The sequence below is a fragment of the Alteromonas sp. ABV4_515 genome (assembly GCF_056160345.1).
This window is the reverse complement of the sequence record NZ_JBSWWZ010000003.1, coordinates 494,529-511,470: the sequence shown is the minus strand read 5'-3', so window position 1 is coordinate 511,470 and position 16,942 is coordinate 494,529. Positions and strand designations below refer to the sequence as shown.

Genomic DNA, 16,942 nt, shown 5'->3' with positions numbered 1-16,942 from the left:
AGCTTACTCCTGACTCAGAATTTGTTTAACAACTTCGTCGCCAACCTGTGCTGTGGTGGATGCCTGATCACGCTTTTCAGCAGGCAGCAGCTCGCCGGTAAGTACACCGGATTCTAAGGTAGCAACAACCGCTTTTTCGATGGCATCGGCGGCTTCTTGCTGGTTTAACGAGAAGCGGAGCATCATGGCGGCGGAAAGGATTTGTGCAATTGGGTTAGCAATGCCCTGACCAGCAATATCCGGCGCAGAACCACCGGCAGGCTCGTAAAGACCGAAACCGTCTTCGTTCATACTGGCAGATGCAAGCAGGCCCATCGAACCCGTCATCATGGCGCACTCATCAGAGATGATATCGCCGAACAGGTTGGAGCACAGCATGACGTCGAACTGAGCAGGATTTTTCATTACCTGCATGGTCGCGTTATCAATATAAATGTGTTCCAGTTCAACGTCTGGATAGTCTTTGGCTACTTCTTCTGTTACTTCACGCCACAGACGGCTGCACACCAGTACATTGGCTTTGTCTACCGAGGTAACTTTACCGCGACGCTTCTGCGCTGCTTCAAAGGCAGAAATGGCAATGCGGCGAATTTCACGCTTGGAATAGCGCATGGTATCGAAAGCGTATTCTTCTTCGCCTTCACCGTCGCGGCCTTTTGGCTGACCAAAATAGATACCGCTGGTTAGTTCGCGTACAACCAATACATCAACGCCACTGGCTGCAATGTCAGCACGCAAGGGTGAAAGACCTTCCAGACCAGGATAGATTTTGGCTGGGCGCAGGTTACTGAATAAATCGAAGTGGCTGCGAAGGGTAAGCAGAGCGGCGCGTTCAGGGCGTTGTTCCAGTGGCAGGGAATCCCATTTAGGACCGCCAATTGAGCCGAAAAGAATGGCATCGGCAGTTTCACAGCCTTGCAAAGTCTTTGGCGGCAATGCTTCGCCTTCGGTATCAATGGCGTAGCCACCCACAGGGTAAGCGGTACGGTTAAAAGTCACACCAAATTTGGTTTCAATGGCATCCAATACCTTGTTGGCTTCTTGCATGACTTCCGGGCCGATGCCGTCACCGGCGAGGACGGCAATGTTAAATTCGCTCACTTTATACTCCTGCAACGCGTTCTTGTTGATTCTTTTGCTGATCGATTTGATCAGCGATATAGGTATTATTTAATACGAAAATCAGGCCTTTTACGCCGGCTTCGACAATGTCGGTAGCCAGACCGATGCCGTGGAAACGGCGACCTTTATATTCTGCGATGACACCAACCTGGGCCAGGGCATCAGCCCCTTCTCCTTTGGAGTCGAGTTTGAAGTCTACAACCACCAGATCCTGGTGACCGAGCACTTCCATAATAGCATTAAATGCGGCATCTACCGGACCATTTCCTATGGCGGTTTTGGTCACTTCTTCTTCGCCAACCTGCAGGGTTACTGTTGCACTTGGCACAATTTCACGACCAGAAGTCGCATGCAGATATTTCAGCTGGTAGTGGGCTGAATCGTGTTTTTGTTGATCGAAGAATAATAAGGCTTCTAAATCATAGTCGTACACCTGGCCTTTCTTATCAGCCAGTTCCAAGAATGCAGCGTAAACAGCTTCCAGATCGTAATCTTCCGGTTTGTAACCCAGCTCTTCCAGGCGGTGTTTAATTACGTGGCGACCCGAACGTGATGTCATGTTCAGGTTGTTTTTGTTGATACCCACGCTCTCTGGGGTCATGATTTCGTAAGTGTTCTGCGCCTTCAATACGCCGTCTTGGTGAATACCGGAGGAATGGCTGAATGCATTAGTACCGACGATGGCTTTGTTAGATTGTACCGGCATGTTACACAGCTGGCTTACCAGCTTGGATGTGCGGTGAATTTCGGTAGAGTTGATGTTGGACTTAAGACCAAGCAACGATTCGCGGGTTTGCAAAATCATAGCGATTTCTTCCAACGAGGTGTTACCGGCCCGTTCGCCAATACCGTTCATGGTACATTCCACCTGACGTGCACCTTGCTCAACCGCAGCCAGTGAGTTGGCAACCGCCAAGCCTAAGTCGTTGTGACAGTGCACGGAAATCGTTGCTTTGTCGATATTCGGCACGCGATTCATCAGGTTGGTAACAATATTGCCAAATTCAGTAGGAATGGTGTAACCCACAGTGTCAGGAATATTGATGGTGTTCGCCCCGGCGTTAATTGCCGCTTCTACCACCCGGCACAGGTAATCGATATCGGTACGGCCTGCATCTTCACAGCTGAATTCAACATCATCAGTGTACCGGCGGGCATGCTTAATTGCACCAACGGCCATGTCGATAACCTGATCACGGGTTTTACGCAGTTTGTGCTCAATGTGAATATCAGAGGTGGCCAGGAAAGTGTGGATTCGGAACTGATCGGCTACTTTCAACGCGTTACCACAGGCATCAATATCGGCCTCAACAGCTCGGGCTAAGCCACAAACAATGCTGTTTTTTACTTCACGGGCAATCATCTGAACGGAATTGAAGTCACCTGGAGAGGACACCGGGAAACCCGCTTCCATGATGTCTACGCCCAGGCGTTCGAGTGCCAGGGCGATCTGTAATTTCTCTTTGGCACTTAAACTGGCCAGCAGTGCCTGCTCGCCGTCGCGCAAGGTGGTATCAAAGATCTTTACCTGATTCGTCATGGCTTAATACTCATGGTTAAAACAATTAAAAAAAAACCCGTGCGATGCACGGGTTTATGGAGATTCCTATAACTGGATGCAATCTACCCGTGCAGTCTTGCTGCCATGAGGAGTAGAAGAGATAGAAAAACAGATTGCATAATAATAGCGTTTATTTGCCTGCCCAGTTGATAGCCGACAATGTAACCATGTAGCGCCTTCAGGTCAACCCTTGATTGTCTTCTGGGTTATAAATAATGGTTATATTCATCCTATTTGCGTTCAATGGTCAGGCCAGAAGGGTGAATTTCTTCCATTTTATGGTGGTAGAAAGCAATAACTCTCTTAATGACACCGTGCGGGGGGCGAGTTTGCCTTTGTGGTTCCAACGGTGCCCACAACACGCTGCTGCCATAATCGCTTTGGTAGGCTTAATCAGTTTAAAGTCTGTTTCAGTGTTGCTTGATTGACTGATGCCATCGAAGGTAAACCAGCCGTATTTATTGGTGTGCAGCATCTCATTGTCAAACTGCACCCGGTCGATGGAGTCCAGTTCAATATGTTCTTCATCAAACCGTTGCAAACGAACCGGTACCGCCAGGCCATAGGCAGCATGTTCGCTATACCAGACGCGAGTCATTTCCGATTCAACTTTATTGGCTGGACAGCTTCCTGCTTGCTTGTATTGCCAGGTACCGTTATGGCTATCAACAGTGAGCGGGGTTTTATGCCGAGAAAGATAATGGGCGGCACGCTGAATTCGATGGGGAAGGGCGGCTAACCGACTCTGTAGCAGCTTTACCTGATTTCCGGTGGTCTGAGAAAGGACCAGTAACTCGCGTTCGTAGAGGGCGTTACAGATTTCGGTAAAAACGGGTTTTCCGTCAGTAGCGCCAGTGGCCGAGAAGAAATCGGACTGATTAGACGACGAATGAGAACCTGACGACATAGCTACAAAGGTTTATGAAATATATCAATAAAGTAGCATTAAAAAGAACGGGTAGCCAGTGCTACCCGTTTGTTGGTCATTACTGACCTTTGATTGCACTGCGACCCGGGTAAACCGCTTTGTCGCCCAGCGCCTGCTCAATACGCAGTAACTGGTTGTACTTAGCAACACGGTCGGAACGGCACAGAGAACCCGTTTTGATTTGACCTGCCGCTGTACCTACCGCTAAGTCAGCGATAGTGGCATCTTCAGTTTCACCTGAACGGTGAGAGATAACGGCAGTGAAACCTGCGTCTTTCGCCATCTTGATCGCGTTCAGAGTTTCAGTCAGTGAACCAATCTGGTTAAACTTGATCAGGATTGAGTTACCGATACCGTTTTCGATACCGCGAGACAGGATTTTGGTGTTGGTTACGAACAGGTCGTCACCAACCAGCTGTACTTTATTACCAATCTTGTTAGTCAGGCTCGCCCAACCGTCCCAGTCGCTCTCGTCCAGACCGTCTTCGATAGAAACGATAGGGTATTGCTCGGCCAGATCAGCCAGGTAATCACCGAAGGTTTCAGAGTCGAAAGACTTGTCTTCGCCAGACAGTACGTATTTGCCTTCTTTATAGAATTCAGATGCCGCGCAGTCCAGAGCCAGCGTGATGTCTTCATTCATTTTGTAGCCAGCATTTTCAACGGCTTCAACGATAACTGCTAATGCTTCAGCGTTAGAGCTCAGGTTAGGCGCAAAACCACCTTCGTCACCCACCGCGGTGTTCAGACCTTTAGCAGACAGTACTTTCTTCAGGTTATGGAAGATTTCTGCACCCATGCGCAGCGCTTCTTTGAAGCTTTTCGCGCCAACAGGCTGAACCATGAATTCCTGAATATCTACGTTGTTGTCAGCGTGCTCACCACCGTTGATGATGTTCATCATTGGTACAGGCATAGAGTAAACGCCTGGTGTACCGTTCAGATCAGCGATGTGCTCGTATAGTGCAACGCCTTTCTCAATAGCTGCAGCTTTTGCCACTGCCAGAGAAACAGCAAGGATTGCGTTTGCGCCAAGTTTTTCTTTGTTCTCCGTGCCATCCAGCTCAAGCATTTTGTTATCAACGTCTGTTTGCGCCAGAGGGTCCATGCCCGCCAAAGCAGGTGCAATTACGTCGTTTACTGCTGCAACGGCTTTTTCTACACCTTTGCCCAGGTAGCGGCTTTTATCGCCGTCACGCAGTTCCAGTGCTTCACGTGAACCAGTAGATGCGCCAGAGGGTGCTGCTGCACGACCCATTGCGCCAGAATCAAGATAAACATCCGCTTCAACAGTGGGGTTACCACGTGAATCCAGGATTTCGCGTCCAACAATGCGAGCAATCTTCGCCATTTTTTTTCCTCAACGATTGTGCAAAAGGCCACAAAATGCGGCCTTTTACTTTTTTAGAATCAGTGATTAGCTTTCTGGTATTGACCAGCAGCTTCTACAAAGCCCTTAAATAACGGGTGTCCGTCGCGGGGCGTAGAAGTGAACTCCGGGTGGAACTGGCCTGCCACGAACCACGGGTGGTCCGGGATTTCAATCACTTCCACCAGGCGTTTATCTGTGGACAATCCACTTACTTTTAAACCTGCTGCTTCGATTTGGTCACGAAGATTATTATTCACTTCGTAACGGTGGCGGTGACGTTCATAAATTTCTTCACTGCCATAGGTCTCACATACTTTGCTGCCTGGGATCAGGTGGCAAAGCTGGCTACCTAAACGCATGGTGCCACCTAAATCTGAGGTTGCATCACGCTGTTCTGTAGAGCCATCTGCATCCAGCCATTCTGTGATCAAACCAACTACCGGGTAAGGTGTCTTCGGATCGAATTCGGTGCTGTTTGCGTTTTCCATACCAGCAACATTGCGGGCAAATTCAATTAAAGCAACCTGCATACCCAAACAAATGCCTAAATAAGGCACTTTATTTTCACGGGCATAACGAGCAGCGGCAATTTTACCTTCAATACCGCGCTCGCCGAAGCCGCCCGGAACCAGGATAGCGTCGAGCTGCTCAAGCATCATAGTGCCTTTGCTTTCAATATCCTGAGAATCGATATAATGAATATTCACGGTAAGACGGTTTTTCAGGCCGGCGTGTTTTAGCGCTTCGTTTACCGACTTGTAGGCATCAGGCAGTTCAACATATTTACCTACCATACCAATGTTCACTTCAGCCGTTGGGTTTGATTCTGCGTATAGAACTTGTTCCCACTCGGTTAAGTCAGCTTCTTTGCAGTCCAGACGGAAGCGATCTACAACCAGTTGGTCCATACCCTGTGCTTTCAATGCAGCCGGAATGCGGTAAATGCTGTCTACGTCTTTCAGTGAGATAACCGCTTTGTCTGCTACGTTAGTGAACAGAGCGATTTTAGAGCGTTCAGTGGCTGGCAGTGCGCCAACAGAGCGGCACACCAGAATGTCAGGCTGAATACCGATAGAACGCAGCTCTTTTACAGAATGCTGAGTAGGCTTGGTTTTCACCTCACCAGATGCTGGCATGTAAGGTACTAATGTCAGGTGCATGAACATCGCGCGATCGCGACCCACTTCAGTACCTAATTGACGGATTGCTTCGAGGAACGGTTGTGACTCGATGTCACCTACGGTACCGCCCACTTCCACGATAGCCACATCGTGACCTTCTGCACCGTCGATGACACGACGTTTGATCTCATTAGTGATGTGCGGAATAACCTGAATAGTGGCACCCAGGTAGTCGCCACGTCTTTCACGACGCAATACTTCTTCATACACACGACCTGTGGTGAAGTTATTGCGCTTGGTCATACGGGTGCGGATAAAGCGCTCGTAGTGACCTAAGTCTAAGTCGGTTTCTGCGCCATCATCCGTGACAAACACTTCCCCGTGTTGAATTGGGCTCATTGTGCCTGGATCAACGTTGATATATGGATCCAGTTTTAACATCGTAACGGTGAGACCACGCGCTTCAAGAATGGCTGCTAACGAAGCGGCAGCAATACCTTTACCAAGCGATGATACGACACCACCGGTGACGAAAATATAATTTGTCATGCGAAACCTAAGGCTTTGGATTGTATGGCTAATGTGCTGAGAGTTGGCAAAACGGGATTCAGCACTTGGACGGCGCAATATTATAGCGAAAGAGTAGCAGGCAAACAATCTGTTTGCCTGCAGGTCGAGCGGGTTATTTTTGTGATGGCTGTTTAAGCCTGACTTAACCGCTTGAGGGTATAGATAAGGTCCAGGGCTTCCCGTGGTGATAATTCGTCTGGTGACAACTGCTTAAGTGCATCACGCAGCGGATCCGGCATGTCAGAAAAATGCATTTCCGACTGGCCTTTGCTGGCATTCGGCGTTTCCTGAACCTGCATAGAAACCGCTTCGCCTGGTTCCCGGTTCTCCAGTTCGTGCAGTTTTGCCCGTGCCGCAGTAATTACCGGACGGGGTACCCCGGCCAGTTGTGCTACCTGTAAACCATAACTTTTGCTGGCTGCGCCGGTTTCAACGGTGTGCATAAACCGGATAGTATCTTCATGCTCCACGGCATCTAAGTGCACATTCACCACGCCTTGTTCAGATTCGGCCATCTGAGTAAGCTCAAAGTAATGGGTGGCGAACAGGGTGTAGGCATTAATTTCCCGCGCTAAGAAACTAGCACAGGACCAAGCCAGTGAAAGACCATCATAGGTGCTGGTTCCGCGACCGATTTCGTCCATTAATACCAGTGAGTGTTCTGTGGCATTGTGCAGGATGTTGGCGGTTTCGGTCATTTCCACCATAAAGGTAGATCGGCCAGAAGCCAGATCGTCCGATGCACCTATTCGGGTAAATATACGATCCACACGACCAATACGGGCATTGGTTGCTGGTACATAGCTGCCCAGGTATGCCATCAGCACAATAAGCGCGGTCTGACGCATGTAGGTTGATTTACCGCCCATGTTCGGGCCGGTAATAATTAACATGCGTTGCTCATCATTGAGTGTTACCGGGTTGGCAATAAACGGGTCTTCCATGACCTGCTCAACCACTGGATGGCGACCGGCTTCGTAGGTGATTTCCTGCTCGTCGGTGAGTGCAGGGCAATGTAAATCCAGTGCAATGGCACGCTCTGCGAAACTCTGAATAACGTCCAGCTTGGCCAGCGCTTCTGCGGTATTTATAAGCGCGGTTAAATGTGGCTGGAAATTATCGAATAAATTCTCATACAGTTGCTTTTCCAGTGCCATTGCGCGGCCCTGACTGGTAAGCACTTTGTCTTCGTGTTCTTTTAATTCTGGCGTGATATAGCGCTCAGTATTTTTTAACGTTTGACGACGAATATACTCTGCTGGCGCAGCACCGCTATTGGCACGGCTTAATTCAATAAAGAAACCGTGAACGCGGTTATAGCCTACTTTCAACGTAGATACACCAGTGCGCTCACGTTCCCGTTGTTCCAGCGCATCAAGATAGTCGGTAGCCCCCTGAGAGAGCTTACGTAGTTCGTCGAGTTCTTCGTTGAAGCCTTCCGCAATAACGCCGCCGTCGCGGATCACCACCGGTGGGTTATCGACAATAGCTTTATTTAGTAATTCCTGAAGTTCAGGATAGGTGCCAATGGCCTTACCCAGACTTGAGAGCAGTGGATTACTGAACGTTTCGAGCTGCGCAAGTAAATCAGGAAACTCATTGAAGGCGTTTCGCAAGCGGGAAAAATCCCGGGGACGTGCAGAACGCAGTGCGAGCCTGGCCATGATGCGTTCAATATCACCGATGCGCTTGAGTGTGTCTGCAACCTCTTCGTTACCGTTTTCGATCAGCGAAGCAATGGCCTTCTGACGATGGGTAAGTTCATAGTGATCAGTGATTGGCGCGTGCAGATAGCGCTGCAGCAAACGGCTTCCCATTGGGGTTGCGGTGGCATCAAGCACACTGAATAAGGTGTTTTCCTGGCCGCCGGCCAGATTTTGGGTCAGTTCGAGGTTACGGCGGGTAGCGGCATCCAGCTGAATACGGGTTTCCTGTTGCTCACGGTGAATGCTGCGAATGTGGGGCAGGGCAGTGCGCTGGGTGTCTTTTACATATTGCAGTACACATCCCGCCGCACCAATGGCTTTATCTAACCCTTTCACGCCGAAGCCGTCCAGTGACTGGGTGCCGAATTGCTGATTCAGCTGCTCATTACCAGTCTGCGCATCAAATTCCCATTCCGGTCGACGGCGTAACCCTTTGCGTCGCTCGATCAGCGGCAGGCTTTCGAAGCCCTCAGGATAAAGCAGCTCGGCAGGGTTAAGGCGCTGAAGCTCAGCGAGAAGTTGCTCATCGCTGTCGCATTCAATCACCAGAAAACGGCCACTGCTAATGTCCAGGGTGGCAATGCCATATTGCATGGTATGTCCGCATACTGCTGCCAGCAAATTATCGCGGCGCTCTTCCAGCAATGCTTCGTCGGTAACGGTACCAGGTGTAACGATACGCTGCACCGCCCGCTCAACCGGCCCTTTGCTGGTAGCCGGATCGCCAACTTGCTCACAGATTGCCACCGACTCACCCATTTTTACCAGTCGAGCAAGATAAGCTTCAACCGCATGGTAAGGCACGCCAGCCATGGGTATTGGCTCACCACCGGATTTGCCTCTCGCCGTCAGCGAAATATCCAGCAACTGCGCCGCCTTCTTGGCATCGTCATAGAAGAGTTCATAAAAGTCCCCCATCCGGTAGAACAGTAGAATATTTGGATGTTGTGCTTTTATGGCCAGATACTGGCGCATCATCGGCGTATGTGATTCCAAGAAAACCTCTTTGTTATTTTGATATTGCTTGAGTGAGAAGGCGCTATGGCCGGAGTACGGACCCAGTTGACCGGGAAGGCGCGCGGACGGATTACGAGGACTGCATTTGAAACCGTCTGCCGCAGGGATGCGGCAGCCGAGGCCCCAGGGATGGGTTTACGCCGTGTTTCAAATGCAGTTCCGTCGTCCGTCCAGAAGCGCCTTCTCCTTCTCTATTTCGCCAACTTTCTGTCTTTACCAGCGGCTAAATGTGTAAAATGGTACAACGGAATTAATTCATTGGTGAGTATTATTAGTATGAGTACGGATTTTTCAACTGTTTGTGCGAACAGTCCTCTTGAAGAATGCGTTTCTGCACTGGGCAACCTGTTGCGCGAGCGGGGCCTGACGGTTTCTTGTGCAGAATCCTGCACAGGTGGTGGTATCGCTTATGCGTTCACTTCCGTGTCTGGCAGTTCTGACTGGTTTCATCAGTCCTGGGTGACCTATTCCAATGAAGCGAAGCAATCACTGTTGAGCGTGAAAGCTGACACCATTGAACAGTTTGGCGCTGTTTCAGAGCCAACAGTGTCTGAAATGGTGCAAGGCGTGGTTGCGAACAGCGGTGCCGAAACAGGGATTTCTGTCAGTGGTATTGCCGGTCCTGGCGGTGGTTCTGCTGAAAAGCCAGTGGGAACGGTATGGTTTGGCTTTTTGGTGAACGGTACCGTGTTTACTGAAAAGCAGCTGTTTTCTGGCGACAGAACTTCGGTACGCGAAAAAGCGATTCGCTTTGCGATTACAACTCTGTACCAACGACTGGTTGCTGAATAATCCTGTCTCTGCCAGACTAAACATCAAATTGCACTTGACTGTATGCTTATACAGTATAGAATGCAATCAACATTCGAAATAACGATCCGTGAATGTAAGCACTGAAATGTGCAGGCAGGTCAGTATAAAGACATCGGAATCAAAAATGATTACCGCGCCGCTGGCAGTAACACTGCATCACGGGCATCCATTATCTTGGGGATAATAACGTGGACGACAACAAATCAAAAGCTCTTTCCGCCGCCTTAGGCCAGATTGAAAAGCAATTCGGTAAAGGCGCGATCATGCGTCTGGGCGATAACCAGGCACACGATATTGAAGCCATTTCTACCGGATCGCTGAGCATTGATATTGCGCTCGGTATAGGCGGTCTGCCTTGTGGCCGTGTTGTTGAAATCTACGGGCCGGAATCATCAGGTAAAACCACACTGACCCTGCAGGTTATTGCAGAAGCGCAGAAAAAAGGTAAAACCTGTGCCTTCGTTGATGCTGAGCACGCATTAGACCCTATCTATGCCGGTAAGCTTGGCGTAAACATTGATGATCTGCTGGTATCTCAGCCTGATACCGGTGAACAGGCGCTTGAAATTTGTGACATGCTGGTACGCTCTGGCGCAGTAGATGTGGTGATTGTTGACTCAGTAGCCGCACTAACGCCGAAAGCGGAAATCGAAGGTGAGATGGGTGACTCTCACGTTGGTCTGCAGGCGCGTCTGATGTCTCAGGCACTGCGTAAACTGACTGCCAACATTAAGAAATCCAACACGCTTTGTATCTTCATCAACCAGATCCGTATGAAGATTGGTGTGATGTTCGGTAACCCTGAAACCACTACCGGTGGTAACGCACTGAAATTTTATGCATCAGTTCGTCTGGATATCCGTCGTATCGGTGCGGTGAAAGAAGGCGACGAGGTTGTGGGTAACGAAACCCGGGTGAAGGTTGTGAAGAACAAGGTCGCACCGCCGTTCAAACAGGCTGAGTTCATGATCCGCTACGGCGAAGGGATCAGTAAAGAAGCTGAGCTTATCGATCTGGGCGTGAAGCAGAAGTTTGTAGACAAAGCCGGAGCCTGGTACAGCTACAATGGCGATCGTATCGGTCAGGGTAAAGCGAACGTAATGAATTTCCTGAAAGAGAATCCGGATATCGCCAACGAGATCGAAGCGAAAATCCGTGCTGAATTACTGGCAACGAAGAGCGTTAAGCCAGAAGAAGCTGAAGGCGAGTCAGAAGATACGCTATAAAAATTAACGTTTGGTCATTATTGAGCCAAGCTATCCATGCAGGTTATGCGCAGGGAAAAAGACCGACAAAGACCGACGATGATGTCGGTCTTTTTTTTGGAAAGTGAGGGTAATAAGGTTTATGATCGTGGTGAAGCGCAGAGCACTTACACTGCGTGAATACGCGCTTTAAACACGTTGTGGCAGATGACCGCTGTCCTCCCAACCTGCCGGGATCTTGCCCTGTAATACGAAAGAAAATGCAATTAGCTCGGCAATGACGTAGTACAGTGACTCTGGTATCTCTTGCCCTAAATCCAGTGTTGATAGCATGTCGGTTAAATAAGGATCTTCATGAATAAGCACACCCGCCTCTTCGGCTTGCTGAATAATCGCCTGCGCCAAATCGCCAAACCCTTTTGAAACCACTTTAGGTTTAGCGCCCGCTTCACCGCTATTATATTTAATGCCGATAGCCTTTCGGGTTTTATCGCTCACAAAAAGGCTCCTTCATGCCAGTGCCTCAAACAACTGATAGGGCATATCTTTCATTGTTTTAGGTATTTTCCCTCTTTGGCAACTGTGATGTTCAACGGAAAGGCCTTGACTCTCAAGTCTACGTAACAGGTAGGGCAAGGTATCGATAACCGAGGTGAGTAAAGCATCGGAAGAGGTGTAAATGCGCAATTCGATGGTGTCATTATTGATCTTGGTTTTGGCTAGTAACTCACCGGCGTCACCCACACTGAGTTTCATGGTTAGATGCCAAATACGTTGTTTTCCTCGTTCTGCTGTGTTGTCTCTGCTGTCTCTTTCTTCGGCTCGAATATGCAGCTCAGGCGGTGGCTGGTCTTCATTCGCAACAGGTAAAATATAAAACAGGCTATCCTGCCCCTGAAGCCGCGACTCAGCATTCTGCATTTTATGCTGCTGATGGTTGGCAAGCAACGCCCGCACCTGTTCGAGCAGGTTTGACCGACTATCAAGTTGGGCAAAATCATTTGCCACTCGCCCAGCTTGCGGCGTAGACGTTGAGCCTCCTGATGCACTGACGGTTTTTCCTGAAACCGAGTCAGCTTTGTCGATGATGCGTGCTAGTTCTGGTTGGGCGCGGGCGGCCCTACCAGCGAGGCTGATTTGCAGCAGGCTGACCAGTGCATTGATAAAACCCGATGCTGCAGGTTGACTAAGTAGCGCTGAAGGGGTGCTAGTCAGAGCCGGAGACTGAATCAATTGCCGAACCTGACTCTCGACGGTTTTTCCACTATCGCTGTTGACCTGTTCAACATTCATTTGTGGTAAGCCAGCCGTGGCAGTTGATTTCGTTTCTGGTTGTAGCGCGAGAAGTTGATTTAGCAGATGCTTCGACACCGCTTTACTTTCAGCATGCATATCAAAACCCGGATTACGCAGCACATTAACAAGCTTTGTTAACGCTTCATTGGTTGAACCGGTTTGCGCCAGGAGTTGACGTGAAAGTTGTCGAACTTTATCCAATACAACAGGCACATCCTCTGCGGATATACCCAAAACAGGTGATAACTTATCCGCCAACTTCACAGAAGGCGACAGCGTATCTGATTTTGCTGATAACAAAGGTGATGGGTGTGTCGCGACGTTTTGCGTTGTCACATTAGTTTGTATGGAAGAGAGCTTTCCTGTTTGTCGTGGTATTGAATTTTGGTTTGCAAGCTCGACTAATCTGTCATTACCTACAGGCTGAAGTTTAGGACTGTTTTTCGGCAAGGTAATGTTTAACATGGGTTTTAGCTCAGTGCCGCGGACCTCAAGTTGGTTACCACGAACTTGTACATTTACAATGTGCATAGATACCGGCGTATTCAATTTCCCATTTGATGGTGATGGGGAAATGTTGAGGTTTTTCTGCAATGCAGTAGAAAGCGGTTGTTCAAGTGTTATCCCCGCGCTTGCGATCACTTTTGCAACGGCAAGTTTAACGCTTGGTGAGGATGACGGGACCGTAAATGATGCTTCTTTTTCTGGTAACGCAGTGGAGCTTAATGTCGCTTTCCATTGCTGCCCGCTGCTATTCTTAACTTGGTTTGCCAAAGAGCTGGGTGCCGACTCTGGTTGCAGTTTCAACGTCACTTTATCGCCTGACTTTAATTGGCTGGCAATACTGTCTGGCACAACGAGTTTTACGCCAGGATTGCCTGGCATCTGCAAATTCAGACTCACTGTACGATTTGCTATATTTTCAACTGTGCCTGTCAGTGAGAAACCAGACTTCGATTGCGACAGTGCTGCCAATGTCATGCCGTCAGCTAAAGCTGTTACCAAACGTTGCATATCAGCTTGGGTAAGGCGAGTAACTTGCTTAATCGGCAACATGTCGAATAACGTAATCTGCTTCTCACCACTTACAACGGTAGCGGCGGAATCGACAGTGACGCTGCTGGTTGGTGTTGATGTTAAAAGCGTTGAAGCAAGTAACTGGGGCGCAGATATCTGCATTTGTGTCTGCGATGTGCGTTGCAACGAAGCTGAACTGAGTTGAGACAGAATTTCAGGTTGTGATTTTACGACATCGGCAGAGAGCGATGCATTGGCAGCGGAAAAAAGTTGAGCTATCTGCAAGTTCATGACAGATTTATCGGCAACTATTTGAAAAATTCAAGCATTTTGTGATTTTCACCGATGTCAATGCTCCTTCAGGTTGAACTAAGTCATAAAAAGGTTTAATACGCCAATGGTTGGGATGTGATCCTTTTTGCCTATGCTAGAATGCTGGGTCGCAAACATCAAAAATAAACAGCGAATTATTTAAAAGAGGTGTTGGTTGTCAGGGTTAGTGGCCAGTGAACTAAGTTGCATTAAACGCGATAGAGTGTTGTTTGATAGATTGTCGTTCTCATTGCAGTCTGGTCAACTGGTGTATCTTCGTGGGCCCAACGGCGCCGGTAAAACCAGTCTATTACGAATTCTCTGCGGGTTAAGTCAACCTGAAAGTGGCACTATTACTTGGCAGTCGCAGCCGTTAGGTGAGCTTTGGTTCAAGGATTTAATCTATGTTGGCCACAAGCCTGGCGTGAATGGTGCACTCTCCGCGATAGATAATCTCGCATTCTGGTGTCGTCAGCATCATGTTCCTGCTTCTCTTGACCACCTTTACCATGTGTTAGGCGAACTGGGGCTGGTAGGCATGGAAGATGTGCCGTGTAGAACATTATCCGCCGGGCAACAGCGACGAGTGGCATTGTCCCGCTTATGGCTCAAGCCTGGGAAAGTCTGGATCCTCGACGAACCCTTTACTGCCTTAGATGTGAAAGGCGTCGCGCAACTCGAAGATAAAATGAAATCACATGTAGACGCCGGTGGCGCAGTACTTACCACATCCCATCAGGCACTCAGTGAGCGAGCGGGCTCAGTGCGTTCCTTTGATTTGGAGTACCGGTTTTGAATAGCTTGATGGGTGGTGTATTTAAGCGAGATTTAGCGTTGGCTTTCAGGCAGAAGGCCGAGCTAGTGCAGCCCCTTATGTTTTTACTGATGGTGGTGACACTCTTCCCCCTTGGGGTTGGCCCCGGGCCTGATACCTTACAGCTAATTGGCCCGGGTGTTATTTGGATTGCGGCTATTCTTTCCTCCTTAATGGGAATGGAGAGATTATTCCGAGACGACTTTGCCGATGGTTCCCTAGAACAATTACAACTGTCTGGGCTGCCTCTCTATGCTGTTGCGGCAATGAAAGTGCTCTGTCACTGGCTGGTTACGTTTATTCCACTGCTTGTTTTATCGCCGCTATTGGCCATGTTCCTCAACCTCACAATGGATATGTATATCGCATTAGTGATTACACTTTTGTTAGGAACACCGCTTTTATCTTTGGTTGGCGCCATCGCCGTTGGGTTGACTGTAGGCATTCAACGGGGCGGTGTGCTGCTGGCTCTGTTGCTTATTCCGGTATTTATTCCTCTATTAATTTTTGCTACCTCAGCAGTGGATGCTGCGGCGCTACAGCTACCATACCGTGCGCAAATTGCTATTATTGGCGCTATGTTGTTGATTGCAATGGCACTGGCACCTGCCGCCATCGCATATTCTCTTAAAGTGAGTCAGAACTGATGTGGAAGTGGTTACATCCCTATGCAAAGCCTGAACGGGCTTATCAGCTTTGTAATACTCTGTTGCCGTGGTTTGCTCTGCCTGCTGTGGTATGTCTGGTGGTAGGTACAATTTGGGGGTTGGCCTATGCACCTCAGGATTATCAGCAAGGTGATTCCTTTCGCATTATTTATATTCATGTACCAAGCGCCATGTTGTCCATGAGTACTTATGTGGTAATGGCAATAGCCGCGCTAGTGGGTATGGTGTGGCAATGGCGCACAGCCTATATGGCAATGATTGCCATGGCCCCTGTTGGCGCGGTGATGACTTTCATTGCGCTGCTTACTGGTGCAGCCTGGGGTAAACCCATGTGGGGTGCATGGTGGGTGTGGGATGCAAGACTCACTTCAGAGCTCATTTTATTGTTTCTCTATTTCGGCGTTATCGCTTTGTATTCTGCATTTGAAGATAAACAGCAGGCAGGCAAGGCGGCGGGCGTCATGGCACTGGTTGGTGTAGTAAATATTCCCATTATCCACTATTCGGTTGAATGGTGGAATACACTGCATCAGGGCTCAACAATTACCAAATTCGACAAGCCGTCTATCGCTACCGAAATGTTATGGCCATTGTTACTCAATATATTGGGCTTTGCGCTGTTTATTGCGTTGGTCACCACCATGCGTCTTAAAAATGAAATCATCCGACGGGAAATGCACAGACCTTGGGTGCAATTGCTGGTAAAAGAGAAGGGGGCTGATGATGCAGTTTGAGTCTTGGGCTGACTTCTGGGCCATGGGCGGTTACGCCTTTTATGTTTGGCTCTCTTTTGGTGTCGCGTTGGGAGCGATGGCCCTTATTACCATTTTTAGTGCAAGTGAGCATAAGCGATTGATAAAACAGGTAGTTACTGAGCAGCAACGAAAGCTACGTATTCAGCGAGCTCAGCAGCAAGCGCGTAACGACACCACTGAACCTGACCGGAGTAAATAAGATGAATCCCCGCAGAAAGCAGCGATTACTGGTTGTCTCTCTTGTTGGTGCGCTTGTTATGGGCGCAGTAGGTTTGATGTTGTTCGCACTGACTGACAGCATCGACTTGTTTTATACACCAACACAAATTGTGGATGGTCGTGAAGGGGTTAAGCCTCAAGTCGGCCAGCGTCTGCGGATCGGTGGTATGGTTGTACCGGGGTCTGTTAACCGTGATTCTGAAAGTCTCGCCGTAAGCTTTGACCTGGTTGATACCGGTCCGGCTGTGACTGTGCGCTATCAGGGAATTTTGCCTGATCTGTTCCGTGAAGGGCAGGGAATTGTCGCCACTGGCACGTTATTGGCGGGTAATGTGATTGAAGCTCACGAAGTCCTTGCAAAACATGACGAAGAATATATGCCGCCGGAACTGGCCGAGCAGATGAAAGGCATCAAACACGTGAAGCCTGCGAATAACGGAGGCTAA

At 49.0% G+C, this 16,942-nt stretch carries 15 protein-coding genes; 7 read left to right on the top strand and 8 right to left on the bottom strand.

The window, feature by feature from the left end; translation table 11 throughout:
- Positions 1-3 precede the first annotated feature (3 nt).
- From leuB to mutS, 6 genes are all read right to left on the bottom strand, one after another.
- Entirely contained in the window at positions 4-1,101 is a 1,098-nt protein-coding gene (leuB, locus tag ACXAGX_RS10070) for a 3-isopropylmalate dehydrogenase (RefSeq protein ID WP_474817705.1), read from the bottom strand.
- Between the two features lies 1 nt (position 1,102).
- A complete protein-coding gene (gene leuA / locus ACXAGX_RS10065; RefSeq protein WP_474838068.1) occupies positions 1,103-2,662 on the bottom strand; it encodes a 2-isopropylmalate synthase in 1,560 nt (519 codons plus the stop codon).
- Between the two features lie 268 nt (positions 2,663-2,930).
- Complete coding sequence (locus ACXAGX_RS10060) at positions 2,931-3,590, bottom strand: hypothetical protein (protein ID WP_474838066.1); 660 nt, start codon at positions 3,588-3,590, stop codon at positions 2,931-2,933.
- Positions 3,591-3,669: 79 nt separating this feature from the next.
- Positions 3,670-4,962 carry a phosphopyruvate hydratase gene (gene eno, locus ACXAGX_RS10055; RefSeq protein WP_070127199.1) on the bottom strand — a complete coding sequence of 431 codons (1,293 nt, stop codon included), beginning with the start codon at positions 4,960-4,962 and terminating at the stop codon, positions 3,670-3,672.
- A gap of 59 nt (positions 4,963-5,021) precedes the next feature.
- Complete coding sequence (locus ACXAGX_RS10050; RefSeq protein ID WP_474817708.1) at positions 5,022-6,653, bottom strand: CTP synthase; 1,632 nt, start codon at positions 6,651-6,653, stop codon at positions 5,022-5,024.
- Positions 6,654-6,805: 152 nt separating this feature from the next.
- The gene (gene mutS / locus ACXAGX_RS10045; protein WP_474838119.1) at positions 6,806-9,358 is read right to left on the bottom strand and encodes a DNA mismatch repair protein MutS; all 2,553 of its coding nucleotides are present in this window, start codon (positions 9,356-9,358) and stop codon (positions 6,806-6,808) included.
- Between the two features lie 315 nt (positions 9,359-9,673).
- On the opposite strand from mutS, the gene ACXAGX_RS10040 reads away from it, so the two are divergent.
- A complete protein-coding gene (locus ACXAGX_RS10040; protein WP_474838064.1) occupies positions 9,674-10,189 on the top strand; it encodes a CinA family protein in 516 nt (171 codons plus the stop codon).
- 209 nt (positions 10,190-10,398) lie between these two features.
- Positions 10,399-11,436 carry a recombinase RecA gene (recA, locus tag ACXAGX_RS10035; RefSeq protein ID WP_474817710.1) on the top strand — a complete coding sequence of 346 codons (1,038 nt, stop codon included), beginning with the start codon at positions 10,399-10,401 and terminating at the stop codon, positions 11,434-11,436.
- Positions 11,437-11,604: 168 nt separating this feature from the next.
- Here recA and ACXAGX_RS10030 read toward each other — a convergent pair whose 3' ends face one another.
- Together ACXAGX_RS10030 and fliK are read right to left on the bottom strand one after the other, a co-directional pair.
- Positions 11,605-11,913: an EscU/YscU/HrcU family type III secretion system export apparatus switch protein gene (locus ACXAGX_RS10030; RefSeq protein WP_474838062.1), complete on the bottom strand. Its 309-nt coding sequence runs from the start codon at positions 11,911-11,913 to the stop codon at positions 11,605-11,607.
- Positions 11,914-11,925: 12 nt separating this feature from the next.
- Entirely contained in the window at positions 11,926-14,019 is a 2,094-nt protein-coding gene (fliK, locus tag ACXAGX_RS10025; RefSeq protein ID WP_474838061.1) for a flagellar hook-length control protein FliK, read from the bottom strand.
- A 196-nt stretch (positions 14,020-14,215) separates the two neighbouring features.
- Between fliK and ccmA the strand changes: the two genes are divergently transcribed.
- Genes ccmA through ccmE form a run of 5 tightly spaced genes read left to right on the top strand, consistent with a single transcriptional unit; the run spans position 14,216 to position 16,942 of the window.
- The gene (gene ccmA, locus ACXAGX_RS10020; RefSeq protein ID WP_474838059.1) at positions 14,216-14,836 is read left to right on the top strand and encodes a cytochrome c biogenesis heme-transporting ATPase CcmA; all 621 of its coding nucleotides are present in this window, start codon (positions 14,216-14,218) and stop codon (positions 14,834-14,836) included.
- A gap of 8 nt (positions 14,837-14,844) precedes the next feature.
- Positions 14,845-15,501, top strand: a complete 657-nt coding sequence (gene ccmB / locus ACXAGX_RS10015; protein ID WP_474818384.1) for a heme exporter protein CcmB — start codon at positions 14,845-14,847, stop codon at positions 15,499-15,501.
- Entirely contained in the window at positions 15,501-16,256 is a 756-nt protein-coding gene (locus tag ACXAGX_RS10010) for a heme ABC transporter permease (RefSeq protein ID WP_474838058.1), read from the top strand. The genes ccmB and ACXAGX_RS10010 overlap by 1 nt, the downstream gene beginning before the upstream one ends.
- Complete coding sequence (ccmD, locus tag ACXAGX_RS10005; RefSeq protein WP_474838057.1) at positions 16,246-16,476, top strand: heme exporter protein CcmD; 231 nt, start codon at positions 16,246-16,248, stop codon at positions 16,474-16,476. The genes ACXAGX_RS10010 and ccmD overlap by 11 nt, the downstream gene beginning before the upstream one ends.
- A gap of 1 nt (position 16,477) precedes the next feature.
- Entirely contained in the window at positions 16,478-16,942 is a 465-nt protein-coding gene (gene ccmE / locus ACXAGX_RS10000) for a cytochrome c maturation protein CcmE (RefSeq protein ID WP_474838056.1), read from the top strand.